Origin of the sequence: uncultured Dokdonia sp. (genome assembly GCF_947492535.1) — a bacterium.
In the GTDB taxonomy this organism is placed as follows: Bacteria; Bacteroidota; Bacteroidia; order Flavobacteriales; family Flavobacteriaceae; genus Dokdonia.
On sequence record NZ_CANLNH010000007.1, the window covers coordinates 226,149 to 251,443 of the forward strand.

24 protein-coding genes are annotated in these 25,295 nt (G+C 33.8%); 15 read left to right on the plus strand and 9 right to left on the minus strand.

The window, feature by feature from the left end:
• Nucleotides 1-4 precede the first annotated feature (4 nt).
• A complete protein-coding gene (locus tag Q1A60_RS11740) occupies nt 5-2,488 on the plus strand; it encodes a TonB-dependent receptor (protein ID WP_299765804.1) in 2,484 nt (827 codons plus the stop codon).
• Between the two features lie 17 nt (nt 2,489-2,505).
• Here the strand turns inward: Q1A60_RS11740 and Q1A60_RS11745 are convergent, their stop codons facing one another.
• A complete protein-coding gene (locus Q1A60_RS11745) occupies nt 2,506-3,030 on the minus strand; it encodes a GNAT family N-acetyltransferase (RefSeq protein ID WP_299765806.1) in 525 nt (174 codons plus the stop codon).
• A gap of 80 nt (nt 3,031-3,110) precedes the next feature.
• The gene (locus tag Q1A60_RS11750) at nt 3,111-4,274 is read right to left on the minus strand and encodes a cysteine desulfurase family protein (RefSeq protein WP_299765808.1); all 1,164 of its coding nucleotides are present in this window, start codon (nt 4,272-4,274) and stop codon (nt 3,111-3,113) included.
• Nucleotides 4,275-4,378: 104 nt separating this feature from the next.
• Here Q1A60_RS11750 and Q1A60_RS11755 point away from each other — a divergent pair, with 104 nt between their 5' ends.
• Entirely contained in the window at nt 4,379-5,314 is a 936-nt protein-coding gene (locus Q1A60_RS11755) for a hypothetical protein (RefSeq protein ID WP_299765809.1), read from the plus strand.
• Nucleotides 5,315-5,316: 2 nt separating this feature from the next.
• Here Q1A60_RS11755 and Q1A60_RS11760 read toward each other — a convergent pair whose 3' ends face one another.
• The gene (locus Q1A60_RS11760; RefSeq protein ID WP_299765811.1) at nt 5,317-5,877 is read right to left on the minus strand and encodes a Smr/MutS family protein; all 561 of its coding nucleotides are present in this window, start codon (nt 5,875-5,877) and stop codon (nt 5,317-5,319) included.
• 111 nt (nt 5,878-5,988) lie between these two features.
• Between Q1A60_RS11760 and Q1A60_RS11765 the strand changes: the two genes are divergently transcribed.
• The 4 genes from Q1A60_RS11765 (at nt 5,989) to Q1A60_RS11780 (ending at nt 9,497) form a co-directional block, all read left to right on the plus strand.
• Nucleotides 5,989-8,268 (plus strand): T9SS type A sorting domain-containing protein, encoded by a 2,280-nt coding sequence (locus Q1A60_RS11765; RefSeq protein ID WP_299765813.1) that lies wholly within the window; start codon nt 5,989-5,991, stop codon nt 8,266-8,268.
• 20 nt (nt 8,269-8,288) lie between these two features.
• Nucleotides 8,289-8,552: a DUF2752 domain-containing protein gene (locus Q1A60_RS11770; RefSeq protein WP_363322586.1), complete on the plus strand. Its 264-nt coding sequence runs from the start codon at nt 8,289-8,291 to the stop codon at nt 8,550-8,552.
• A 24-nt stretch (nt 8,553-8,576) separates the two neighbouring features.
• A complete protein-coding gene (locus Q1A60_RS11775) occupies nt 8,577-8,912 on the plus strand; it encodes a CCC motif membrane protein (RefSeq protein WP_299765817.1) in 336 nt (111 codons plus the stop codon).
• 150 nt (nt 8,913-9,062) lie between these two features.
• The gene (locus Q1A60_RS11780; RefSeq protein WP_299765819.1) at nt 9,063-9,497 is read left to right on the plus strand and encodes a DUF2752 domain-containing protein; all 435 of its coding nucleotides are present in this window, start codon (nt 9,063-9,065) and stop codon (nt 9,495-9,497) included.
• Between the two features lie 99 nt (nt 9,498-9,596).
• Here Q1A60_RS11780 and rocD read toward each other — a convergent pair whose 3' ends face one another.
• The 3 genes from rocD to Q1A60_RS11795 all read right to left on the minus strand — a co-directional run bounded on the left by rocD (nt 9,597) and on the right by Q1A60_RS11795 (nt 11,951).
• Nucleotides 9,597-10,877 carry an ornithine--oxo-acid transaminase gene (gene rocD / locus Q1A60_RS11785; protein ID WP_299765821.1) on the minus strand — a complete coding sequence of 427 codons (1,281 nt, stop codon included), beginning with the start codon at nt 10,875-10,877 and terminating at the stop codon, nt 9,597-9,599.
• Nucleotides 10,878-11,010: 133 nt separating this feature from the next.
• Entirely contained in the window at nt 11,011-11,397 is a 387-nt protein-coding gene (locus Q1A60_RS11790) for a DUF6768 family protein (RefSeq protein WP_299765823.1), read from the minus strand.
• Between the two features lie 5 nt (nt 11,398-11,402).
• Nucleotides 11,403-11,951, minus strand: coding sequence for an RNA polymerase sigma factor (locus Q1A60_RS11795; protein ID WP_299765825.1), 549 nt, complete (start codon nt 11,949-11,951; stop codon nt 11,403-11,405).
• 181 nt (nt 11,952-12,132) lie between these two features.
• Between Q1A60_RS11795 and rlmD the strand changes: the two genes are divergently transcribed.
• Genes rlmD through Q1A60_RS11815 form a run of 4 tightly spaced genes read left to right on the plus strand, consistent with a single transcriptional unit; the run spans nt 12,133 to nt 16,266 of the window.
• Nucleotides 12,133-13,545, plus strand: coding sequence for a 23S rRNA (uracil(1939)-C(5))-methyltransferase RlmD (rlmD, locus tag Q1A60_RS11800; protein ID WP_299765827.1), 1,413 nt, complete (start codon nt 12,133-12,135; stop codon nt 13,543-13,545).
• A gap of 24 nt (nt 13,546-13,569) precedes the next feature.
• Complete coding sequence (locus tag Q1A60_RS11805; RefSeq protein ID WP_299765829.1) at nt 13,570-15,081, plus strand: redoxin family protein; 1,512 nt, start codon at nt 13,570-13,572, stop codon at nt 15,079-15,081.
• The gene (locus Q1A60_RS11810) at nt 15,081-15,572 is read left to right on the plus strand and encodes a DUF6452 family protein (RefSeq protein WP_299765831.1); all 492 of its coding nucleotides are present in this window, start codon (nt 15,081-15,083) and stop codon (nt 15,570-15,572) included. Before Q1A60_RS11805 ends, Q1A60_RS11810 begins: the two co-directional genes overlap by 1 nt.
• On the plus strand, nt 15,538-16,266 hold the full coding sequence (locus Q1A60_RS11815; RefSeq protein WP_299765833.1) for a DUF6048 family protein: 729 nt from the start codon (nt 15,538-15,540) through the stop codon (nt 16,264-16,266). Before Q1A60_RS11810 ends, Q1A60_RS11815 begins: the two co-directional genes overlap by 35 nt.
• A 230-nt stretch (nt 16,267-16,496) precedes the next feature.
• Here Q1A60_RS11815 and Q1A60_RS11820 read toward each other — a convergent pair whose 3' ends face one another.
• Both Q1A60_RS11820 and Q1A60_RS11825 read right to left on the minus strand, forming a co-directional pair.
• Nucleotides 16,497-17,339: an FkbM family methyltransferase gene (locus Q1A60_RS11820; protein ID WP_299765835.1), complete on the minus strand. Its 843-nt coding sequence runs from the start codon at nt 17,337-17,339 to the stop codon at nt 16,497-16,499.
• A 21-nt stretch (nt 17,340-17,360) separates the two neighbouring features.
• Nucleotides 17,361-18,530 (minus strand): THUMP domain-containing protein, encoded by a 1,170-nt coding sequence (locus Q1A60_RS11825; RefSeq protein WP_299765837.1) that lies wholly within the window; start codon nt 18,528-18,530, stop codon nt 17,361-17,363.
• Between the two features lie 54 nt (nt 18,531-18,584).
• Between Q1A60_RS11825 and Q1A60_RS11830 the strand changes: the two genes are divergently transcribed.
• The 4 genes from Q1A60_RS11830 (at nt 18,585) to Q1A60_RS11845 (ending at nt 22,967) form a co-directional block, all read left to right on the plus strand.
• On the plus strand, nt 18,585-19,253 hold the full coding sequence (locus Q1A60_RS11830; protein ID WP_299765839.1) for a ZIP family metal transporter: 669 nt from the start codon (nt 18,585-18,587) through the stop codon (nt 19,251-19,253).
• 99 nt (nt 19,254-19,352) lie between these two features.
• On the plus strand, nt 19,353-20,351 hold the full coding sequence (locus tag Q1A60_RS11835) for a hypothetical protein (protein ID WP_299765841.1): 999 nt from the start codon (nt 19,353-19,355) through the stop codon (nt 20,349-20,351).
• Between the two features lie 90 nt (nt 20,352-20,441).
• The gene (locus tag Q1A60_RS11840; protein ID WP_299765843.1) at nt 20,442-20,870 is read left to right on the plus strand and encodes a DUF4268 domain-containing protein; all 429 of its coding nucleotides are present in this window, start codon (nt 20,442-20,444) and stop codon (nt 20,868-20,870) included.
• 432 nt (nt 20,871-21,302) lie between these two features.
• Complete coding sequence (locus Q1A60_RS11845; protein ID WP_299765845.1) at nt 21,303-22,967, plus strand: DUF4832 domain-containing protein; 1,665 nt, start codon at nt 21,303-21,305, stop codon at nt 22,965-22,967.
• Between the two features lie 27 nt (nt 22,968-22,994).
• Here the strand turns inward: Q1A60_RS11845 and Q1A60_RS11850 are convergent, their stop codons facing one another.
• Nucleotides 22,995-24,599, minus strand: a complete 1,605-nt coding sequence (locus tag Q1A60_RS11850; RefSeq protein ID WP_299765847.1) for a ThuA domain-containing protein — start codon at nt 24,597-24,599, stop codon at nt 22,995-22,997.
• A gap of 61 nt (nt 24,600-24,660) precedes the next feature.
• Between Q1A60_RS11850 and Q1A60_RS11855 the strand changes: the two genes are divergently transcribed.
• Nucleotides 24,661-24,921 carry a hypothetical protein gene (locus Q1A60_RS11855; protein ID WP_299765849.1) on the plus strand — a complete coding sequence of 87 codons (261 nt, stop codon included), beginning with the start codon at nt 24,661-24,663 and terminating at the stop codon, nt 24,919-24,921.
• Nucleotides 24,922-25,295 lie beyond the last annotated feature (374 nt).

A 25,295-nucleotide genomic window follows, 5' to 3' on the forward strand; every position in this document is an offset into this window, starting at 1 on the left:
TCTCTTGAAAAAAAGATACTTCCTACCTGTACTCGCTTTCCTTTTTTGTTTGACTGCGTATAGTCAAACGGCAACGATAAGAGGAATTTTATTAGATGAAAATCAAACGCCTATTCCTGGTGCCAATATCACATTTGGAAATGATGGTGGAATCACTAACGATAATGGATTTTTTCAAATTGAAATTCCCGCAGATCAAGATATCACTGTTATATTTTCATATGTAGGTTTTAAAAATATCACACAGACATTTAACTTAGCTCCTAATGCAGATATTGAGTTTCACCCTGTTTTTAAAGCAGATGTAGAACAATTAGGGGAAACGGTTATTACATCCAATAGGAGAAGAGAACGAGAACAAGGCGTTGTTACTATATCGCCAGAAGCTATTCGTAAATTTGGAGGAGCAACACCTGGTGTCGAAAACTTATTAAAGTCACTTCCTAGTGCTAGTGGGACGAATGAACTAAGTACCAATTATAATGTACGTGGAGGAAATTTTGATGATAACTTGGTTTATGTAAATGAGATTGAAGTATATCGTCCCTTCTTAATCCGTTCTGGACAACAAGAAGGATTTAGTTTTGTAAATAGTGATCTGACGCAAAGTGTGGCTTTTAGTGCGGGAGGTTTTCAAGCCAAGTACGGAGACAAACTCGCTTCGGTTCTTGATATATCCTATAGAAGACCTACTGGGTTTGGTGCAAGTGTTAATGCAAGTCTTTTAGGAGCTACAGCTTCTGTAGAAGGCGTTTCTAAAGATGGTAGGCTTACTGCCATTACTGGATTAAGATATCGTAATAATGGATTATTAGTTTCGTCAAGACAAACAGAAAGCAATATCAATCCTATTTTTGCAGATGCGCAAACATTTATAACCTATAAGTTTTCAAAGAAGTTTCAATTAGACTTTTTAGGAAATATTGCCATTAATGATTATGACTTTGAACCATTAAACCGTCAAACAAATTTCGGAACACTTGCAGATCCCATCTCATTATTAATCCTATTTGATGGACAAGAAGAAGATAAATACGAAACCTATTTTGGAGCGTTAAAAGCAACGCAATTGGTCAATGAAAACCTAACCTTAAAATTGATTGGATCTATCTATCATAGTCAAGAACAAGAGTTTTTTGACATTCTGGCGCAATATCGTTTAGGTGTTCCTGATAATAATATTGGAAGTGAAGATTTAGGAGAAGTAGAATTTACACAAGCAGCAGGAGGTCAATTTAGAAGTGCTCGTAACTTACTAGATGCCCTATTTGTGAATGTAGAACATAAAGGAGAATATGTAAAAGGAGAAGATCAAATAGATTGGGGAATTAAATATACACATGAAGATATTCGTGATCAATTACAAGAGTATGAGATTATAGATTCCGCTGGATTTTCTATACGTCCGCTTATTCCTGATTTTGCAAATGATCAGCCTTTTACTCCATTTGATGCTCCCATAGAACCTTTTACTAGTATACGTGCACGAAATAATGTGCAAATAGATCGCGTATCTGGATATGCACAATACACAAAACGTACCGATTGGGGCGACAATGAAGTATCTTTCAATGTTGGAGTGAGAGCACACCAATGGACGGTAAGTGGAGAAGACATAGAAAACTCATCACAAGCTGTTTTTAGTCCAAGAGCACAGTTTAGTATTAAACCTGATTGGGATCAGGATATGGTTTTTAGACTTTCTGGAGGTGTGTACCAACAACCACCATTATACAGAGAATTACGTAACGCTATTGGTGAAGTTGTTCCTGATGTAAAAGCACAAAAATCCATTCATGCAGTCGTTGGCCATGATTGGAGTTTCAATATGTGGGGTGGTAAGTTTAAACTTGTAAATGAAGCTTTCTATAAAGATCTTACCGATGTAAATACGTTTACATTAGAAAATGTACGTTTACGTTATCGTGCAAATAATAATGCGACAGCGCGTATCTATGGTTTTGAATCTAGACTTAATGGAGAGTTTGTTCCTGGAACAGATAGTTGGATAAGTGTCGGGATACTTCGTGCTGAAGAAAACCAAGACAATAGAGGTTTTATTGCAAGGCCAACTGACCAACGTTTTAAAGCTGCTTTTCTTTTTCAAGATTATATTCCAACCGTTCCTAGCGCACGATTATATCTTAATATGGTGTATCAATCTGGATTACCTGGAGGAACGCCTAGTAATGTAGATCCTTATCTTTTTGAAGATTTACCAAGATTACGTGATTTCTTTAGAGCTGATTTAGGTATTTCGTATGTCTTTACCGATGAGAAAAAGAGAAAGGAAAAGAATTTCTCTAAAGGGCACTGGTTATACCCATTCAAAGAACTTACCGCTGGTTTTGAGATCTATAATATATTTGACAGACTCAATTCTATCACCAATACCTTTGTACGTGATGCCAATTCTGGACAACAGTTTGCCATTCCAAATTTCTTAACACCTCGAGTTTTTAATGTGAGAGTTTCTATGAAATTATAAGGGGTTTCAAAACAAACTTATAGCAATTTCTTACTCATTGCAAAGAAATCAAAATGCTCCTTACCTATCGTAAAGTCGTGATTTCCTATAACGTCAAATCCATTCTTTTTATAAAATTGGATCGCTCTTTCATTACTATTCAATACCGATAACCAGATATGCTCATATCCTAATGCTCTTGCTTTTAGAAGTAATTGATTTTGTAGTTCGCGTCCAATTTTTAAGGATATAAATTCTTTTAACACATAAATTTTCTGGAGTTGACAAACCGATGTTGCATCTATAAATGAACTTCTAGAATCTAATTTCAATTTAGCATACCCTACAGGTTTCGCTTCCGCGAAAGCGACCCAAAAGACATTTGTAGATTTATGGAAACTTGCTGCTATTTTAGATGCAGAAAAAGTAGTTTCTAAATAATCCTGAAGATCTTTAGGATCTTTAAAAAGATGACCAAACGTTTCTGTAAATGTAATTTTACCTAAATGAGAAATATGAGTAGCATCACTTTTGGTAGCGATACGTATTTGCAGTGTACTCATAGATACTTATAATTTTTCGCGAACCTGCCTGCCGACAGATAGGGGCACATCAAAATAAATAGTTAACAAAAATATCCTAGCTAGGCTAGGATATTTTCGCTTTCAATATATTCTTTTAAGACGTCAACTACATAGTCAACTTCTTCTTTTGTATTATAAATAGAGAATGAAAAGCGTAAACTAGGTTTCTTAAAATCTTCATCACTTAAGATTTCTTTAAGCACATGCGACCCTCCTATGCTTCCACTTTGACAGGCACTCCCTTTAGAACAAGCAATCCCTTTCATATCCAGCTGAAAGAGCAATAACACTGCTTTTTCTTCGGCAATAGGAAGGCATACATTAAGGAGTGTATAAGTGCTTTTTTGTGAGTCACTACAATTTCCATTTAACTTAACGTTAGGAATCTCTTTTTTTAGCCTTTCAGCGAAATACGATTTAATCCCTTTTACATACGCACTTTCTTCTTTCAAGTTCTTATATGACATATTAAGCGCTTCTTCTAGCCCTACAATATTATGTACTGCTTCGGTGCCAGCGCGTAAGCCACGCTCTTGAGACCCTCCAAAAATAAGAGGTTTTAAACCACTGTTTTTACGTACAAATGCAAAACCAACGCCTTTGGGTCCATGAAATTTATGAGCAGCTGCCGCTATAAAATCTACAGGAATATCTTGCAGATCTAGTTCGTAATGCCCAACACTCTGTACCATATCTGAATGTACAAGTGCTCCATGGGCTTTACATAATGTAGCAATTGCCTTAATGTCGATCATATTACCGATCTCATTATTTACATGCATTAAGCTCACCAATGTTTTAGCATCACTTGCTTTTAATAATTCTTCTAAATGCTTTTCATCGGGTGTTCCACATTCTTTTAGATTTACAAATTGTAAGTCTATTTTATGACACGTAGAAACCTCTTCGGCGGCATGAAGAACAGCATGATGCTCAATACGTGATGTAATAATACGTGTAACACCAAGATCTCGTACGGCACTATTAATTACTAAATTGTCTGCTTCTGTTCCTCCTGAGGTAAATACAATTTCCCCTGCAGATGCATTAAAAAGTTCGGCAATACGCTTACGTGCAGTTTCTATTTGACCTTTAGCCGTACGACCAAAAGCATGAGTAGAAGAAGGATTACCTGGCACGTCTCGCATAACTTCTGTCATGCGATCTACTACTTCCTTACGCATCTGGGTAGTAGCAGCGTTATCAAAATAAATAGAATTCATCAAACGTTGTAGTTTTGTTAAAAAACAAATGTAAAGGAAATAAAATAATTTTTGTCATTACTTTGCTGCTTCCTTTCTACTATTTTTGTCAAAAATTCATTTGAATGAAAAAGTTTTTATCTGCGATTATAGCAATTTCTTGTTTTGCCTCTTGTGATGATGGCGATGTCATCGTGACTTCCTTTGATTTTGAAGAACAGACCTTAGAGCGTTGTACTGATTTTGAATCGCAATTAGTATTCTTTAAAATTAATCCAGATAACAATGAAAGTATTGCGTTATCCTTTACTACAAATGAGGATATTTTTGGTGCTGGCGATGGGTCTGAAGATGCCGCACAAAGGCAAACCCAAATACAATTATCTACAAATGATAATATTATATACAGAAGATTTGACAACGCAGTAAGTAATGATTATTTCTGTAACCCTATCCCTCCAGCAACTCCTATCGTTATAGAAGAGTTTATAAGCACAGATGGAGATATTACTGTATTTACAGAAGGAACTTTTGCAGATAGTGATGGTATTCCTTCAGAAATAGAAGATCCTACAGGAACCTTAGATACTGATGACGATTCAATTCCTAATATCATAGATTTTGATGATGATGGAGATAATGTACCTACAGCACAAGAAGGCGTTGTTTTAAATGATGATGGTACTATAGATGAAACCTTAACTCGGGATACAGATGGAGATGGTATTTTTGACTATTTAGATGACGATGATGATAACGATGGTGTTTTAACTAGAGATGAAGATGCAAACATGGATTTAGACCCTAGTAATGATAATTCTGATCCTGCAAATGAATCATTAGATGATTATCTTAATCCTGCAATTACAAATTCTGTAAACACAGAATTATATAGAGAACACACCTATTTTTTAAATGACATTATTATTACGATTAATACTCAAAATTTAGATTTTCGTAATGAAAATGGAGAAGAAGTAATACGAGATATTCGTAGCGTTATTTTTGGGGAATTTACAGGAACACCATCAGCAACATTTACGACAACACCAACATTCTAAACTTATTTTCGTTGTGCATTTTGGTAGACGTATACTTCAGTAGCACCTGATCCATATTTTTGATAATCAGCACTATAAAACTTAATTCCATCATACCTATTAAATAAATAGTATAGTTCATCTTTGAGAACACCTTCCCCTACTCCATGTATGAAGACGATTTTTGGGATGCGTTTTGAAATAGCAAAAAGTAATTGTCTTTCTGCAGTATCTACCTGCAATGTGAGAATATCATAATTAGACATATGCTTATATGATTTTACTAGCTTTTCGATATGCAAATCGACTTCCATAGGAGGCAGATTTCGTTCTTTTGGTTTTATACGGACAGATCCAGGTTTTGCTTTTGGTTCTTTTTCAAGCCCTTTTTGACGTGATACATTGATAAGCTCTTTCTTAATACTACTGCTTATAGCGGGTATAATTTCGCTTTCGCGAAAGCGTATACTAAAGCCATCTGCTGTTTCTATTGTAATGTATGGCATATCTATCGCGACTATAACGCCATCTAGATTATCATCTAGTACTTGAATTGACTGTCCTATTTCGAATTTTTTACTCAAAACTGTGTTTTTGAACGGTAAAAATATACAAACTATCGAAAAGCTTGACACTAAGAGTGAATTTGGGAAAAAAAAGTTAAATTTGTTTACGAGTTTTTAAAGTAAAACATTATGAAAAACCTACTTATTGTAGCACTAACTGCCCTCTGTGTTACAGCAAATGCTCAGGTAACTGTAAAACCTACAGTGACTGACGCTTCGTATATTTATGTAAATGATACATTCATTTATGTAGAACAAGACGTAGAATTAGAAACGAATAATGTAACCGGTATCAACAATGTTGGTATACCAAACATATTATTACGTAATCAAGCACAATTATTACAAGGCCCTTCTTCAGGAGCTGCTGAACTAAACAAAGGAACAGGGATTGTCTCCTTATACCAAGAAGGAACTACAAATCAATATGATTATAACTTATGGGCTTCGCCTGTGGGTCTTTCCTATTTATCTAGTGGATCTGTTGCACCAGATGGAAACGGTTTATTTGCCTTTCAACCATCATTTGTTTCGGGAGGTGTAAGTATACCTCAACAGGTATTTTATGTTCCTGCAGGTCTAAATCCTGAAACAACAAGTAATCCTGCATTAATTGGAGGAGGACTTAACGGAAGTGCCGCACCAAACTTATTAAACATTGCTGCTTTCTGGATTTATGGATATGAAGCAGGAAATGCCACTGCAGATTTTATTCCTGTACAGAGTACTGGAACATTACCCGCAGGTTTAGGATTTACTATGAAAGGCGTTTCTGGTACTGATTTAACAGATGCTGGTGATGGAGTGGTAAATAATTTAGGAGTATCTGGAGATGGTCAAGGACAACGTATTGATTTTAGAGGAAGACCAAATAGTGGTACAATTACCGCTACCGTACTTCCTGACACACAAACAATTACTGGAAATCCGTATCCATCTGCATTAGATTTAAATTATTTCTTATTACTGAATTCAGGTACTGGTACAATAAATACAACATTGCCTAATGGAAATTCTGTAAACGTTTCAAGAACAGACGTAACAGAAGGAGTTGCTTATTTCTGGGATAGTGACCCTACAGCACAAACACACTTTATAGAAGAGTATCAAGCTGGTTATGGAATGTATTCACCTATGGGGTTATTAGCTACAGACGGAATGTATGTTGCTGCACAATTCTTAATGTATGATGAAGATGGTAATCCTATTGTAGGTTCTGAAACTGGAGTTGTTGGACTTGATTATGACAGACGATTTTCTCCTATCGGACAAGGATTTATGGTAACAGGATCTGCAACACAGACTACAGATACATTTACGTTTACAAATGATATGAGAATCTTTGTAAAAGAAGGAAATAACTCTGACTTTAGAAATAGTGAGGATACAACTACTGACACTGTAGAAGCTATTGGGGTTGGTACATATTATGAAGATATAAACAACTTCCCTACGTTTTCACAATTTAAGGTAGGAATCAATATCAATGATACTTATGGTCGTGAACTTGGAGTAGGAATTCTTGATCAAGCAACTAGAGGATATGATGTTTCTATGGACGGTAAGAGTGCTGGTGTATTAGCTTCTGACGTTACATTTTCTATAAATGAGGAAGATCAATACATTATCAATGCTATTCCTGATGATGAGTATCAAGCATTAACATTATCCTTAAATGCAGAAACAACCTCTGAATTTAGATTTAGAGCTAGAGATATAAGAGACTTTAATTATGAAGGAATCTTCTTATTTGATACTGTTTCTGAAACCTATTATGACATTCAGAACGAAAGTGTTCTATTACAAATCCCAGCTGGAAACTATCCTAAAAGATTTGAAATACGTTTTACTAGAGAAGTAGAAGAAGATACTTCTGAAGAAGAAGAGGAAGAAACGACTGAAGAAGAGCAAGAAGAAGAAACTACCGATGAAGATTCTGAGTGGGAAGAAGATTCTGAATGGGAAGAGGAAGAAGAAGGTTCTACTGAAACAGAAGAAGAGACTGAAGATACTTCTAATGATGAAACTACTGAAGAAGAAGAAACTACTGAAGAAGAGCAAGAAGAAGAAACTACTGATTCTGAAGAAGAGACAGGAGAAGAAACTGAAGAAGAAGATGACGACACTTTAAGTGTAGAAGTAATTTCAGAAAGTATTTTAGAATCATTTACAATATTCCAAAATAATAGTGCTAGACAATTAGAAATTAGAAACCCTAATAGTCTTTCATTAACAAATGTTATGCTATTTGATATCACAGGAAAACAAATTTTCTTAGGCAAAGATTTAGGGAATAATGATGTATTCACATTCCCTACAAGCAATCTAAGTTCTGGAATATACATTGTTACATTTACTACTGAAAACGGACTTACGAAAGCTCGTAAGATAAACGTAACTAATAGATAATATTCCTTATGGAGGAATATATGCTACCATGCTTAAATAAAAAGTATTTCGGATATGAATGCATGGGTTGTGGAATACAACGTTCAGTAGCATTACTCTTAAAAGGTGAATTTATAGACGCATTTTATATGTACCCAGGAATCTATCCTTTGATAGGACTCCTGGGTTTTTTAATAGCCAATCATTTTTTTAGTATAAAATATGCTAATAAAACTATTATTTTTTTAGCTATATTAACAGTCTCAACGATCATTATAAGTTATCTGATCAAAATTACGCACTAAATTAACTAACCAAAAACACAAATTATGGAACAACAAAAACTACCTAATGTAACTATATCACTCGTACTAGGAATTATTTCTTTTATAGCATGTTGCTGTTCTTCTGGAATTGGAGGTGTTTTATTTTCTGGAATAGCACTTTTCTTAGCTAACAAAGATAAAAAAACACTAGAAGCCAGTGGAGACCCATCTATGTATACAAATGCTAGTCAGTTAAACACGTCAAGAATTATTGCTATTATAGGTCTTGTCCTAGCGGTACTTACTCTAATTGGTACAATAATATATATTATTTCTCTTGGAGGAATTGATGCCTATATGGAACAACAAAGAGAAGCTATGGAGCAATTAGGAATGTAATATCTCACTTCTATACAAATAGTAAGAAAAAAAGACGAATCTCACGATTCGTCTTTTTTAGTATATTGTTTTAATACGTATCATTCGTATAGTGTAGCGTAAGAAAATATAAATGACAAAGAGAACATAAGGAATTCTATAAATGCATATATGCCTACTAATTCTAGCAAGAAACATAACTATTTAAAATATGGCTATCTCCTGTTAGGACTGCTTGTATTTTTTGTGCTTCGTTATTATTATAGAAATGATCCTGAAGTAGCTAGCGGTGAAGGCATTTTCCCTAGATGTATTTTTAATCTAGCGACAGGTTTTCATTGTCCAGGCTGTGGTAGCCAAAGAGCTACACATGATTTGCTACATTTTCGCATTGGAGAAGCTCTTAAACATAATATAGTCATTGTACTAATTGCGATTAGCATCCTTTCAAAAATATATGCTTTTTTCTCAAAAAAGTATTTTCCTAAATACTACTATAATCTACCTCATAAATCATACTTCATATATACAAGTATTGGCATTGTATGCATATATTGGATTCTTCGCAACATACCATATGAGCCGTTTACATATCTGGCACCATAAAAATTATACCATTATGATTGTCTTAGTATACGCTTTCGCGAAAGCATAAAAAAACCGCCCATATAAAATATAGACGGTTATAATAATAGAAACGAACGACTACTTCTCGAACGCTTTCAATGTTTTTGTAATAATAGACACACAATCTAATAATTGCTCTTCATTCATGACCAATGGTGGCGCAAAACGAATAATATTTCCATGTGTAGGCTTTGCTAATAAGCCATTATCACGCAATGCCATACAAATATCCCATGCGGTAGAGCTATCTTCAGTATCATTGATAAGAATAGCATTTAATAGCCCTCTTCCTCTTACAAGGTTTACAATCGTACTTGTTTCTATATATGCATTCATTTTTTCTCTAAAAAGATTCCCTAGTGTTCTTGCATTTTGAGCAAGGTGTTCATCTTTTACAACTTCTAATGCTTCGGTAGCAACAGCACCAGCGATAGGGTTTCCTCCAAAAGTACTTCCGTGTTGTCCTGGTTTTATGACTTCCATAATAGGATTATTTGCAAGTACTGCAGATACAGGATATGCACCTCCTGAAAGTGCTTTTCCTAGTATTAAAATATCTGGAGTAGCATACGTCTCTTGTTTTTCACAATGTCCTGCACACGTACAATTTCCGCAAACAGCAAGTAATGCTCCTGTACGCGCAATTCCTGTTTGAATCTCATCTGCTATAAATAACACATTATGCTCATTACATAGTGCTTGTGCTTTACGCATATAATCATCTTCTGGTGTATAAACACCTGCTTCGCCTTGAATAGGTTCTACTAGAAAACCTGCTATATTTTTACTAGACGATAATGCCTCTTCCAATGCGCTAATATCATTGTATGCAATTTTGATAAATCCTGGTGTATACGGTCCAAAGTTTCTACGTGCATCTTCATCATTAGAGAACGAAATAATCGTAGTTGTACGCCCATGAAAGTTATTAGAGCAAACAATAATTTGCGCTTCATGTTCTGCGACTCCTTTTTTCTCGTACGCCCATTTTCTAGCAAGTTTAATAGCTGTTTCTACAGCTTCTGCACCTGTATTCATTGGAAGCACTTTATCAAATCCAAAATACTCCGTCACATATTTTTCATAAGGACCTAAGGTGTCATTATAAAATGCACGTGAAGTAAGGGTTAATGTTTTTGCTTGTTCTGTCATTGCATTTACAATACGCGGGTGACAGTGCCCTTGATTTACTGCAGAATATGCAGATAAAAAGTCATAATACCTTTTTCCTTCTGCATCCCAAACATACACTCCTTCTCCTCTACTTAATACGACTGGAAGTGGATGGTAGTTGTGTGCTCCATATTTGTCTTCTAATGCAATTGCCTCTTGTGACGATAGTTGATGAACTGTTGCCATAATCTAAAAAATTTAAAATTAAAAAAACGCAATTCCTGCTGTACCTTTATCCTTTCGAAAGCTCGAAAATTCAGCGTAGGAGAGAAATCATCCTTAGAAGTTGCAATTTAATAAAATTACCTTTTGAAAAAAATCATTCTTGCAATTTTGAAGATAGTGTCGAAACTTGCAATTCTAGACGCTTCAATTCTCTTATAATACTATTCTTATCCATTTGCATCCATATAAATAACTTCAACATAGATACAATAAGCATACAAAATATACCTCCTATAGACCATTTAATAAGTTCATTGGTGATATCTGTATTAAAAAACCGAATAATGCAATACACAAAAAAACCTATTGCGATAAAGCTAACAATGTTCATCATAATGATAATCCATTTATTCTTTCCCTCAAACACACCACCAAGCATCTGAAAAACATTCTGCTCATCAAGACTATCATAAAAGGTTGTTTCTTCTTCTGTTAATGCTTCTTTTATTAACAAGTCTATTTCTTCAAACTCTTTTCTCATAATTTCTAGTCTTTAAGTATTGTTTTTATTTTTTCTCTTGCGTAATACAATCTTGATTTTACAGTGCCTTTTGATGGCTGAAGAATCTCACTTATTTCATGCAATCTGTACGATTCTATATAAAATAACCTTATTACTTTTTGTTGTTCATCTGGAAGTGATGTGATTGCTTTTTTTAATTTTTCTTTTACTAGTTGTTTTTCTAAATGGTCTTTTTCATCTGTGACACGTTGGTTTTCTTCTTGTACAATTTCTTGTTTCTTCTCTTGAATTCTTTTTCTTTTCCGATACCAATCAATTGATTTTTTGGTCACAATAGATACTCCCCAAACGCCAAACTTAGAAGGATCTTCTAGGGTATGTATATGTTTCAGTATAGTTATCCAAGCATCTTGCGCTATATCTTTTGCGACATCTGCATCATTAGAATACCTGTAAGCTTGCATACAGAATTTTTTATGCCATCGCTTTACCAATACTGCCATTGCTTTTGTATGACCGGCACAATATTGGGCGACAAACCAAGCATCTTCTATTTTTTTAGGTGGCTTCATAGTACTTTCTATATAATAGACGCCACATTTTCAAATAGGTTCATTTTTAGAGAAGTTATTTTCCAATTAAGGTAAGAATATTAAAATATACGCTTTCGCGAAAGCGTAAGAAAACAAAACCACACCTTTCATAACAATAATTTATATAGCCTGTTTCATAAAAACAGGCTATTTTTGCGTGATGTCTAGAAGAAAACAAAACCGCAAAGTTTTTACTGAACTTGAAGTAACCGATGCTGGAGCAAAAGGGAAATCCATTGCGCATGCACCCGATGGGAAAGTCGTTTTTATTAATAATGCTGTACCTGGCGATATCGTAGACGTACAGACGACAAAAAAACGTAAGTCCTACTATGAAGGAACGGCAATACACATTCATACGTTTTCGCGAAAGCGTACCCAGCCACAGTGCCAACATTTTGAGGTATGTGGAGGATGCAAGTGGCAGCATATGGACTACAAATACCAACTAGAATACAAACAACAAGAAGTGGTCAATAATCTGACACGTTTAGGGAAAATAGAACTCCCCGAAGTCACTCCTATTGCGGGTAGTGCTTCTCAATACTTCTATCGCAATAAAATGGAATTTGGCTTTTCTGATAGCAAGTGGCTTACCCTAGAGCAAATCAAAAGCGACGAAATTATAGAAGACCGAAATGCTTTAGGGTTTCATATTGCAGGCATGTGGGACAAGATCTTGGATATTGAAAAGTGCCACTTACAACAAGACCCAAGTAATGCCATACGTAATGGTATAAAAGCATTTGCTTCTCAACATAATATGCCGTTTTATAATGCGCGTAATCAAGAAGGCTTATTACGTACTTTAATGATACGTACATCTTCTACAGGAGAACTCATGGTACTGGTGCAGTTTTATAAAGAAGATATAGAAAACCGTACCCTCCTACTCGATTATGTAAAAAATGAATTTCCAGAAATCACCTCCCTTCTATATGTGATTAACTCAAAAGGAAATGATACGATATATGATCAAGAAGTAATTTGTTATCACGGTAGAGATCATATTTTCGAAGAGATGGAAGGCTTACAATTTAAAATAAATGCCAAGTCTTTTTATCAAACCAATTCGGCACAAGCCTACGAACTTTACAAAATCACAAGAGATTTTGCTGGACTTACAGGGGATGAACTTGTATACGATTTATATACAGGAACAGGTACTATTGCACAATTTGTAGCAAAGAAAGCTAAGAAAGTAATTGGTGTAGAGGCTGTACCTGATGCAATTGAAGCAGCCAAAGAAAATGCAGAACGCAATCATATTACAAATGCAGAATTCTATGTGGGAGACATGAAAAAAGTCTTTAATGAACAATTCATCTCAACACATGGAGTTCCTGATATTATTATTACAGACCCTCCAAGAGATGGAATGCATGCCGATGTGGTTAAACAAATCTTAAACATTGCGCCACAAAAAGTAGTTTACGTAAGTTGCAATAGTGCAACACAAGCCCGTGATCTTGCGTTACTAGATGAAATATACAAAGTAACGAGAGTACAACCTGTAGATATGTTTCCGCAGACACATCATGTAGAAAATGTTGTTTTACTAGAAAAAAGGTGAAATCATACTTAATAACAAAAGAACATGACATCCAAAATCGCAAGTTTATTTTTAATTGCTTTACTGCTTATTACTTCCTGTACATCAACATCTGGGAGTGATACATCATCTTCTGAAACTTCTAAAAAAGACATTACTATTTCTGGGAATATTCATAACCTAGATGTTGCCAAGTTTGGAGACAAAGTATCTTTTGGATATCACGATTATATGGTTGGTGATTATCAAGAACTAAAAGCTACTATAGATACAACAACAGGAGATTTTAAAACAAGTATTTCTTCTATTGCACCAGTTCAGATCTACTTCTATCATAATAATAGCTTAGAAATTATACTATCACCAGGAGATAGTATCCATTTTAAAATGGATGGTAGTCTTACAGATAAAACAGCTTTTATTAATACGCTTGAAATAAGTGGTGATGCAGTTCAGACAACTAAAAACCTTATAGCTTTTCATCAAGATTTTAAGCCTGATTATGCTCGTAATGAACTTGAAATAAAAAAAGGAGATCCAGAAAGCTACAAAAAATACGTAGACTCGCTATACATAGAACGAAATAAGAAAATCCAAGATTTTGCAGCCAACAATGAATTGAGTAGTATGTTTAAAAACTGGTTGGCCGTCGAGGAAAAATATGCAAAAAATGTTGCTTTATTGCAATACCCTCCATTATATAATATGTTTACCAGGCAGTTTCTTGATGTAACGCCAGATTACTTCAATGATGCTATGAAAGTTCCTAATTTTACAAAAGAGGATCTAGCAAATAACACCCTTGCAAGAAATTATATACAATACTATTACTACCAACTTAGAACAGAATTACAATCAAAGCTCTCTCAAGAAGAATTAAAAGATCCTAAAAAGAGAGACTCTGTATTTTATAATACCATCAATACGATAGCTAAAGACAATACATTAATGGCTCAACTTATCACACTTACATCGTTACAAGGAGAGTTAAATAACAATACGATTGAAGGGTATGAACGCAATCTAACACAAATAGAAAACTTATTTTCAGGTAGTGATTTTGCAGGACCTCTAAACGCTAAATATACTAAAGTAAAAAATCTATTAGAAAACCCTGTATTATCAGAAGGCACGGAACTATTAACATTTCAAAGTGAAAGTCCTGAAGGCTATCTCAAAGAAATTATTGCCAATGCAAATGGGAAAGTGATTTATATAGATAACTGGGCAACGTGGTGTGGCCCTTGTAAAAGTGAGTTTAAGAACAGTACACCCCAGTTAAAAGAAAAGTTTCAAAAAGACGTTGAGTTTATTTACTTATGTCATCAATCTGAAGAAAAATTATGGAAACCTTCTATTTCAGAGTTTAAAGTAAAAGGAAAACATTATTTTCTTTCTCAAGAAGAAAGTAACCCTATATTTAAAGAAATAAATTTACAAGGATTTCCTACCTATACGATTATTAATAAAAAAGGAGACATTGTAAAATCAGGATTTGAATATCGTCCTAGTAACACAATCACTTCAGAAATTCTAACAGAATTAATAGCAGAATAATGACAAAGCGTTTATTAATAATAGGCTATATACTCTGTGGATGTATCACACTCACTTCATGTGAAAGAGATGATATATGTGCTGAGTCTACACCTGTTACCCCTTTACTTGTGATCGATTTTTTTGATATTGAAAATCCTACCGAACCTAAAACCCCTACTGACCTTATTGTTGTAGAAAGTGGAGGCGCAAACCAATTAGCGTTTAATACGGCAACGATTTCCATCCCTTTACGTACAGATACAGATCAGACTAATTTTCTATTTGCCATAAACGCTGGTAATGAGAATTCCGAAAACATAGATGGTTTTACTGTAAGTTATGTTCGTACAGAAGAATACATTAGTAAAGCATGTGGTTTTAGAGTTACCTATGATGCCATAGACCCAAATAGAACCGCAGGAACAGACGATTTCTGGATACAAGACATTCAAGTAATAAACACCTCTGTAGAAGATGAGACATCAGCACATATTCAGATTTTTCATTAGTATATCTCTTATTTTCCTGAGTATACAGCTTCATGCTCAAGAAAACGAAAAAGCTACAGAAATAGTAGCTAAAGATACTATAAAACAGAAAGTACAGTATTATGGCTTACGTATTGGAGTGGACCTTTCAAAACCTATACGTAGCTTTTTAGACGATCAATATAATGGCCTTGAGATTGTAGGTGACTTTAGGGTTAGTAATCGATATTATGTGGCCGCAGAGATAGGTAACGAAGAACGTACTGTCGATGAGTTTTCAAATATTGATGTAACCTCAAAAGGATCTTATATAAAAGCAGGATTTAACTACAATGCCTACAACAATTGGTTTGGGATGAATAACCTCATTTATGCTGGGGTTCGTGCTGGTTTTTCAACATTTAATCAAGAATTAAACACCTATACAATCTCTACATCTAATACTTTCTTTGGAGAAGATGTTCGCATAGATAGTAGAGAATTTGATGGATTAAATGCTGTTTGGTTAGAATTTCAATTAGGGATTCAAGCAGAATTATTTAGCAATTTTTACTTAGGTATAAATCTTCAAGTCAAAAACAGAGTCACAGAAACACAACCTGAAGGGTTTGAAAATGTATACATCCCTGGGTTTGGAAAAACTACAGATGCTAGTAAATTTGGCGTAGGTTATGGATATACACTATCATACCTCATTCCGATCTTTAAAAAATAAAAGGCCAAGATTCCGCTAGATACTAAAACGAGTTTAGTAAACAGCGTAGTTCAAGGAATACTATTGAATGCGTCACCGCACAGAATGTTCAATAGTGAATTTTGCTAATAAAAGGGTTTTGCTGAGTACGCTTTCGCGAAAGCGAACTAGCAAGACCTGCCTACCGGCAGGCAGGTTCACGACCAAAAGGGAGAGCATAGCATTAAAGCGTATAAAACAATTTACATTTCTTATTTTGTAAATAATAAATCATCTGCCTTTTCTCCCGTATATAACGAATCAAGAAATGAATGAAATTCTTCTGTAGAAGTACGTAAATCTATTTCCTTTTTATGTCCTACAAATCGTACTTTATTGAAATGAGGAAGAATAAGATCTGTAAACTCCTTATTAGACACACCAGATACATTTTTAAGATGATGAGGCACGTATTCTATATACAACATCTTTACATTAGTTAAGATGTCTTGCATACCTTGTAAAGCAAAATATTCTGCGCCCTCTATATCGACAATAATATGATCTGGTTGAGGGAGTTTTTCTTCTTTGATATGTGCATCCAAACGAATCATATCTACTTCTATCGTATCCGGATTATCATGAGAATATAAATAACTATCTGTTTTAGGTTTAATTTTACTTCCTCCACTGTTAAGTGTATTTTTATAAAACGAGATTTTCTTTTCAGCATCCCCTACAGCATAATTAAACAGTTTTGCATTCTCTAAATCATTTATCAAAACGTTTTTATACACATATCCAAACGTGTCGGGGTTTGCTTCATACCCAACAATCGTTTTACATTGTTTTGCTATGGGAACTAACAACGTACCAATATGAGTTCCTAATACATATACAGTATCATCAGCATTGATATATGTTAAAAGTTCTTTGATTTCAGAAGTATTCCATCCGCCTTTAAAACCTAAATAACGTCCAATAGTATAATCGTCTATAGGCGCTAGTATCATTCCATTTTCGGTATCATAAATAACTCCTTTGGCGTGATCACCTAAGACTTTCTTTCGTAATTTAATTTTAAACTGACGCTTTTTAACTTTTATCTTTTTCATAGGTATTAAATAACTTTTTATTTATGATTCCTGGTGTTTTGTTTTTCTACTTCCTTCGTACATTTCGTATTTTACAAATCTACTCTCTAAGCTACCATTATACAACTTAATTTTTCGACTAGGTCGTAATCCTACATGTTTTAATGCTTCCATATTAGAAGTAATAAACCATGCATGTGATCCAGGATAACTAGATTTAAGTGTATCGCCTATTTCTGCATAAAAAGCTTCCATGGCGATAGGTAGTCGCTCTCCGTATGGAGGATTAAATACCAATTGCAAAAAGTCATTCCCTTCTTTTTTCGAATCAAAGAAGTTTTGTTCTTTAATTGTTATAAAATCTTCTAATTGCGCATTCTTGATATTATCTCGTGCTTTACTTATAACAGAAGGTGCTTTATCATATCCAATGATTTTATAGTTAAAATCTTTCACCTTTTTAAGTGCAGATGCTTCGATAAGATCATATAAATCTGGATCCCAATCATCCCATTTTTCAAAAGCAAACTCTTTTCTATTTAGGTTGGCAGGAACATTAGCAGCTATCATCGCAGCTTCAATAAGCATGGTAGCACTTCCACACATAGGATCTAACAAGTCACTTTGTCCTTCCCATCCACTCATCAAGATTAACCCTGCTGCCAAAGCTTCATTAATAGGTGCAATATTTGTTTTCGTTCTATAGCCTCTATGATGCAAAGAAGCACCACTACTATCTAAAGAAATCGTACACCAATTATTTTGTATGTGTACATTAAGACGTACATCTGGATATTTTGTATCTACATTAGGACGTACCTTTTCTTCTTTTCTAAACTTATCTACAATAGCATCTTTTACTTTAAAAGCAGCATATTGTGAATGTGTGAAAGTATCTCCACTCACAGTAGCATTGATTGCAAATGTGCGATCAACACTTAAAAAAGAACGCAAATTCATTCTTTGAACACGACGATATAAATCATCTTCATTCATCACTCTAAACTCTGCGATAGGTTTTAAAATTTTTATAGCTGTACGGCAACAGAGATTGGCTTTATACATAAAGCCTTTATCCCCATCAAAAGAAACATTACGCACCCCTATCTCTACATTTCCTGCTCCTAGGTTACGTAATTCATTTGCCAAGATCTTTTCAAAGCCAAAAAATGTTTTGGCTACCATTCTAAAGTTTTGGTTTCGTTCACTCATATACCGCAAAAATACATTAATTTTACCCACTCAACCTTACAAAATAAATAACCTTTGACTGCAATACTATTACCCATCTTTGCCGTTCTTATTGGATTTTTAATTGCTATTGCATTTAAACCATCTATTAATAATAAAGTTAATTTATTACTATCCTTTAGTGGTGCCTTTTTATTATCTACCATTATTTTTGAGTCGCTACCTGAGGTGTATGTCAATCAAAATAACGAAATTGGAATTTTTATAGTAGCAGGTTTGCTTATGCAAATTCTATTAGAATTTAGTTCTAAAGGTGCAGAACATGGACATACCCACCAAAAAGATACTGATAGCTTTCCTTGGTTATTATTTATTAGTTTATCTATACATGCCCTTATAGAAGGGTTTCCAATTTCAGAAAATGAACATATGCTTTATGGAATTGTAGTTCACAAACTACCTATTGCTATTATAGTATCTTCATTTTTATTTATTTCTAAAATAAAATTATGGAAATCTATTTTATTTGTACTCATTTTTGCTTTAATGACACCTTTAGGTAGCTATATCAACCAGCAGGAGTTTATTTTAGAATCCTATAAAACACCTATTAATGCCTTTGTCATAGGAGTACTTCTTCATGTATCTACTACGATACTCTTTGAAAGTTCAAAAAATCATCAATTTAACGCCTCAAAATTAGCTGTTATCTTACTAGGTTTTATCATTGCATATTATCTGTAAAATCTTTATTGCAATTATATCCAGTAATAAAAGAGCTAAAATTTTGTTAAGAATAATTTATCGTCTAATTTTAAGGACTCACTAAATAAAATCAATACAATGGGGAAAAAATTAATGATAGCTGCTTTTGCTATCCTATGCATTATGAGTTGTAGTACTGACAACCTAGATGATCAAACAGTAACAGTAGACGAAAGTATTCCAGAAATTGCAAATCTTGTGACATTTGTTGCAGGAACAGAATTTGATAATTCACTACAAGGAAAATACGTAGGCGTATTTGGTCATTATCAAAATTCAGAGCTACATGGAAAAATATATATAAATGCGGGTATGGATACGAGATACTCGGCACTTATTGAACTTATAAATGGAGAGGTATTAAAATTTAATGGAACCCCACAAGCTAGGGGTAATAAAATTATACACTTTCAAGGGAAAGCTGGAAGTTTTAATATCAATTTTCAAGATTACAGAAACCCACAAGCATCAAATGTATTTATAAATGACGCAGATACAGAATCATATATTACAGTTGTAAAAAGTACTGCAGGAGCTGACCCTTTAGTTTTTATAGGAAATTATGTAGATGATACTGACGCTACGTTTTTTGGAAATTGGGATTTAATTACCAATCCTGCTACAAACACAGTAACTCCGTTTTCTACAACAATCCCTGGTGTCCCATTTCCTGTTGCTGGTACTGCAGTATCACAAGAAATTGTAACCATGTCTATAAGCCATGCTGGATCTACAGATCCTTTTATAATAAATGGAGCAGACGATTTTGACATAAATGCGGCTGTAGCTTGTGCTCCTGGAGGAGTAATGATACCAACCACAGAACCTGTAGTCCTTGACATTACCATACCACCACCTTTTCCTGGATTTCCTACAACATTTGTAGATGCCATTAGTGCAGGAGGACAAACCTCTATGATTAATGGTATAGAAGCTACTTGGAGTTTTAACTATACATCAGCAATTCCTATTGCTAGTATTCCTGAATCATATATAGATAATGATTGTAATTCTATTACATCAGGAACTTGGTCTTGGAATGGAAGAACAGGAACTACAACTGCGATATTAGAATAAATCACATAACTAACTTTATACTGGTTTAAAATACTAATATGAGGATTCATAACTAATGGATCCTCATTTTTTATACCTACATTTATTTCCATGTTTAGTAAAGAACAGTCTAAAGAAATACGACAACAGTTTTGGATATTTTTTGATAAACGATATCCTAGAAAATGGCTTTTATATAATACAGGAATCAAAGATGTAAGTCTAAAATTTGATTTTGATACAAAAAAAGCAATCGTAGGTATAGATAGTACTTCTAATGATGAAATTTACCGAACTTATTATTTTGACAAACTCCTAAGTCTTAAAAATATTCTTAAAGAAGAAGTCTCTCCTAATCTTATTTTTGATGAGCATTATATGCTTTCTAGTGGTAAATTCATTACTCGCTGTTACCTTCAATTAGATGGCGTTAGTATTCACAATAAAAACACTTGGCCAGAAGTATTTGATTTTTTTAATACATACATGGATAAACTTGAGCGTTTTTATATCGAGTACAAAGACTACATAGCTTCATAAATATATAACTGTTAGTATACTATTCTTAGTTTTGCTTTCGCAAAAAAACTACCTGAGTGAGCATCATTTGTAAAATAATACCCTGTTTTTATAAAATGTAAACTATAAAAGGTAGGAATTTTTGATCTTATCTTGTTTATATACTGTACATGCTTATTGTAATGAAACATAAAGTAAGTAGGTAATTAGACAATCTGCCCCTAAAAAGAAACATTAAAAGCCATGTAACCTCAAAATCCTGCCTATAATAGGTAGGATTTTTTAGTTAGATAATAGATTCATATAAGTCTTAGAGTTATTCTTTATTTTTTTGCTTTCGCGAAAGCGGAAATAGAAGATTCACTTTTTAATAAAGCAACTAAGGAATCTTAAGTAGACATCCAAGAACGTATTCTCAACGTACAAAAGATATAGCCTCTAATTCTTTTTCCCATGAAAAATACGACACTAGTCTTACTAATTATCATTTTATTTTCTACTAAAATAGCTTCTCAAAATGTTATTAATCACACCTATCCTAATACAGACGGACCAGATAAAAACCCAATGAAAGGCTGGAATTCTGGATGGTGGGATGATTATGAGCTTGCCTCTGTAGGTTTTCAATATTTAAAATGGAAAGACTTTGAACCTACAGATGGTAATTTTGACTATGATGCCGTAGAGAATGTCATAGAAAGACCTGGTTCTGTAGGTAGGCATATTATCTTAAGACTTTATACAGATTGGTTTGGTAATGAGCAAACTTCAGACGCTGGTCCTTCATGGCTTTATACAGATTATGGTGTAGAAAGGTTACAAGCTACAAATGGGAAGTACATTACAAACTACAATCATCCTAATTATATAGCCCAAGCTATAGAAGCTATACAAGCCTTAGCGAGTCATTATGATGATGATCCGAGAATATACACCATCCAATTAGGTGTTTTAGGATATTGGGGAGAATGGCATACCTATAGTTTTGACGATCCAAATTTTGAGATAGAACAAAACACAATGATTCAAATATTAAATGCGTATAACACTCATTTTCCAACATCAAAACTAATGGGACGTTACCCATGGCTAGAACCTTTAGCCTCTGCAAATAATATTGGATTTCACAATGACTTCTTTGGTCCTTTTAATCATAGTAATGATTTTGACAACGCAATATTTTCAGGAGAAAAGTGGCTAGAAGGCCCTATTGGAGGAGAAATACCTCCAGGTCTTAATGAATCTGATTATAATATCTTATATGGAACTTCCGCTGGGATAGATATGATTGATAAAGGGCATTATTCTACCATGAAAGCTGGAGATGATGATAGACCTTGTCTTAATAATCCAAATGGCCCTAATTGCGCAGGATTTATGGATATGCACCGAAAAATGGGGTATAATTTCCAAATACAAACGGCTTTATTTGCAGAAACTTTACCACAGTCAGAAAACTTAACGATAGATATAGCTATTTCAAATATTGGAGTAGCACCTATATATTATGATTGGGATGTACAATTTGCATTATTAGACCAGAATAATCAGCTTATAGAAACTTTTGAAACGGTATTTGATCTCACTACGATAGCACCAGATAATACATCATATACAATTGCTACATCTATTCCTATAAATACTATTCCAGAAGACGATTACCAGCTAGCAATACGCCTTATCCAACCAAATGCGGATAGTAATAAAACAAATCCTTGGCAAATAGATCCTCGAAATACTTACATACGATTTGCTAATGAAATAACAACTATTGAAGGAACTTGGAATACGAATAATGCTTTACAGGGAGGTTGGTCTGTGTTAGGAGATGTAAGTATTGATAATTCAACATTGAACATTAACAATGATTTAGAGATAGATAGTGTAAATATATATCCTAATCCTGCTGAAAATAATTTACATATTGAAGTAGATCAAAGAAATACATTAAAAACTATACAGATTTATGATACTACTGGACGTATGATAACATCTATAAATATTCCTAATATGTCTTCAGAGGAAATTGTAGATATCAAAAATCTATCAAATGGAATATATACTGTGATTCTTACAACAGAATATACTCAAATACAAAAGTTATTTATAAAACAATAAATAAATTTTGTATTTGAGATAAGTGTATTAATTTATTGTTGACGTAGTGTTGATAGCCCAAAGTGTTGCATTTTTAAGCATCGTTCTAAAATTAGTATTATTAGAATAATCACCACCATTGTGACCTAAAGCAGTATAAAAAGAGCGTATGTCAGTAATCATAATATTAGGTGTACTCTCATTATTATCGTGATCATAACTCATAGATTCTTTATACCAAGTGATGGGTCTTGCCATATCATAACTATTATTTCCTGTTTGTTCTACTTCTAATAACACCATATTATCATCACTTAATTGTCCTCCATTAAGTTCCCAGTAATAATACTCTTCATCTTTGTTCCATACAGAACCCACTGGACCTAAAAAATCAACAATCGGATGACTTGTCATTACTTCAATATCTGCATTATAGTTATTATCTGTATGATTAGGAGATGTTTGTACAATACCACCTACCAATTCATTATAAAAATCCCAAATTCCATTACGATACGTATCTGTAGCCGCATGAATACCAATAAATCCTTTCCCACTTTCTATAAAATCCTCAAAAGCTTCTTTTTCTGAATCCGTTAATAAATCATCATCAGTCTCATCAGTTCCTGAAGTATTTAAAAATACAACAGCATCATATTGTTCTAAATTAGAACTATTAAAAACACTAGAATCTTGAGAATTATCAGTAATCCAATCGTTATTTTCATTACCAAAATTTTCAAACATACTAATCCCATTAGTAATAGCTCCTCCGTGCCTAAATCCATTAGTCTCATGAAAAACTAATATCCGTTTTTGCGCAGATCCAGGCGTACAATTATTCATAACATCACTAGCAAAAGCACCTTCGATTGTCCCTAAAATCGGGGAATCCCATTGCCATTCACCTGCTATTGTAGAACAATCATCTGCTCCTGATGGCCCATTATCAAAAGTATGAGTACCAGACCAAGTTACTGGTCCATCACCTGCAGTAAATGCAATACCAGTAACACCTGCAGTAGTACCACTATTTATACTACAAGTAGTTTGGTCACCATCAATATTACAATTAGACTGTGTAGCAACACCAACATATACGATTCCATTTAATGTCGTCTGTGTAGTTATATTTGTATCGTTACCTGAAGCATTTGTAAACAAAAAATTAAACGATTCTATAGATGTATTATCTAAAGGAGGTGGACACATATCACACGTAAAAGTTCCTGTAACTGTAGTTAATGGAGCTAATTCTGTATTTCTTGATGTTACAATAGAACTTTCTAATCCTCTAAAATTAACAGCATCTATATGAATTGTTTCTCCCTCTTGATTTGTAGTCATTGTAAAAGAGAGATCCGTAGACATAAATGTGATTTCTTTTCTATTTCCCAAATCAGTGATTTGATCTGTAAAAACAGTAATTACTTCCCCTGTACTTAATATAAGATCTGCGGTAACAAAATTTTCATTTTCAGAGAATTTAATATCAAGGGCACCTCTTTCTTGACCGTCTAAAGTGGTAAATATACCTTTATAATTTTCTTGAAAGATTTCAAGATTCAAATCCTCCAATTGATCTAAATCTTCATCTGAATTACAGGTTATACATAAAATAGCAAAACATAAAATAGAAATGTATTTTTTCATAATAGCAACGTAATTGTTAGACACAGATACCTGTTTCTAAGTAGTTATACTATTATATACGGTGATTATATTTTATTTAGATGTTTTAGAAATAATTACTAATGCTTTTGAAGAACAAACATTATTACAAATTAAGATAAAGAAATCATCTATTTTCATACTAGATTTATTCTATTTCCCGCTTTCGCGAAAACATCCTTTTGTTGCATTTCCTTCGCGTCTATCTAATATGTGTTTTTTAAGACGGGAGATCACCACTAATTTAAAGACATCAAAAGATGGTGTCTCTACACTCCACTCGATAGTAGTACGCTCTTCATAAAGCTATAAAGCATATACAAAATTACTTTATAAAAGTTTTTTGATATTGTTATATAAAAAGCGTCCATAAATAACTTTTCCATATATCCATCTCCCGCTTTCGCGAAAACATCCTTTTGTTACATTTCCTTCGGGTCTATATGTGTTTTTTAAGACGGGAGATCGTCTTTGATTTTAGTTTTAAGGCATAAAAAAAGGTCTGACTCATACACTGAATCAGACCTTAAAAAGATGGTGTCTCTACGCTCCACTCGATAGTAGTACGCTCTTCATAAAGCTATAAACTATACTTCTACATTTCATTGTAAGGCATAAAAAAAGGTCTGACTCATACACTGAATCAGACCTTAAAAAGGCGGCGACCTACTCTCCCAC

Excerpts from the sequence above, each read along its gene's own strand:
- Q1A60_RS11745 (WP_299765806.1), bottom strand. The coding sequence starts at position 3,030 with ATGAGTACACTGCAAATACGTATCGCTACCAAAAGTGATGCTACTCAT.
- Q1A60_RS11750 (WP_299765808.1), bottom strand. The coding sequence starts at position 4,274 with ATGAATTCTATTTATTTTGATAACGCTGCTACTACCCAGATGCGTAAG.
- Q1A60_RS11755 (WP_299765809.1), top strand. The coding sequence starts at position 4,379 with ATGAAAAAGTTTTTATCTGCGATTATAGCAATTTCTTGTTTTGCCTCT.
- Q1A60_RS11765 (WP_299765813.1), top strand. The coding sequence starts at position 5,989 with ATGAAAAACCTACTTATTGTAGCACTAACTGCCCTCTGTGTTACAGCA.
- Q1A60_RS11770 (WP_363322586.1), top strand. The coding sequence starts at position 8,289 with ATGCTACCATGCTTAAATAAAAAGTATTTCGGATATGAATGCATGGGT.
- Q1A60_RS11775 (WP_299765817.1), top strand. The coding sequence starts at position 8,577 with ATGGAACAACAAAAACTACCTAATGTAACTATATCACTCGTACTAGGA.
- Q1A60_RS11780 (WP_299765819.1), top strand. The coding sequence starts at position 9,063 with ATGCCTACTAATTCTAGCAAGAAACATAACTATTTAAAATATGGCTAT.
- rocD (WP_299765821.1), bottom strand. The coding sequence starts at position 10,877 with ATGGCAACAGTTCATCAACTATCGTCACAAGAGGCAATTGCATTAGAA.
- Q1A60_RS11790 (WP_299765823.1), bottom strand. The coding sequence starts at position 11,397 with ATGAGAAAAGAGTTTGAAGAAATAGACTTGTTAATAAAAGAAGCATTA.
- Q1A60_RS11795 (WP_299765825.1), bottom strand. The coding sequence starts at position 11,951 with ATGAAGCCACCTAAAAAAATAGAAGATGCTTGGTTTGTCGCCCAATAT.
- rlmD (WP_299765827.1), top strand. The coding sequence starts at position 12,133 with ATGTCTAGAAGAAAACAAAACCGCAAAGTTTTTACTGAACTTGAAGTA.
- Q1A60_RS11805 (WP_299765829.1), top strand. The coding sequence starts at position 13,570 with ATGACATCCAAAATCGCAAGTTTATTTTTAATTGCTTTACTGCTTATT.
- Q1A60_RS11810 (WP_299765831.1), top strand. The coding sequence starts at position 15,081 with ATGACAAAGCGTTTATTAATAATAGGCTATATACTCTGTGGATGTATC.
- Q1A60_RS11815 (WP_299765833.1), top strand. The coding sequence starts at position 15,538 with ATGAGACATCAGCACATATTCAGATTTTTCATTAGTATATCTCTTATT.
- Q1A60_RS11820 (WP_299765835.1), bottom strand. The coding sequence starts at position 17,339 with ATGAAAAAGATAAAAGTTAAAAAGCGTCAGTTTAAAATTAAATTACGA.
- Q1A60_RS11825 (WP_299765837.1), bottom strand. The coding sequence starts at position 18,530 with ATGAGTGAACGAAACCAAAACTTTAGAATGGTAGCCAAAACATTTTTT.
- Q1A60_RS11835 (WP_299765841.1), top strand. The coding sequence starts at position 19,353 with ATGGGGAAAAAATTAATGATAGCTGCTTTTGCTATCCTATGCATTATG.
- Q1A60_RS11840 (WP_299765843.1), top strand. The coding sequence starts at position 20,442 with ATGTTTAGTAAAGAACAGTCTAAAGAAATACGACAACAGTTTTGGATA.
- Q1A60_RS11845 (WP_299765845.1), top strand. The coding sequence starts at position 21,303 with ATGAAAAATACGACACTAGTCTTACTAATTATCATTTTATTTTCTACT.
- Q1A60_RS11850 (WP_299765847.1), bottom strand. The coding sequence starts at position 24,599 with ATGAAAAAATACATTTCTATTTTATGTTTTGCTATTTTATGTATAACC.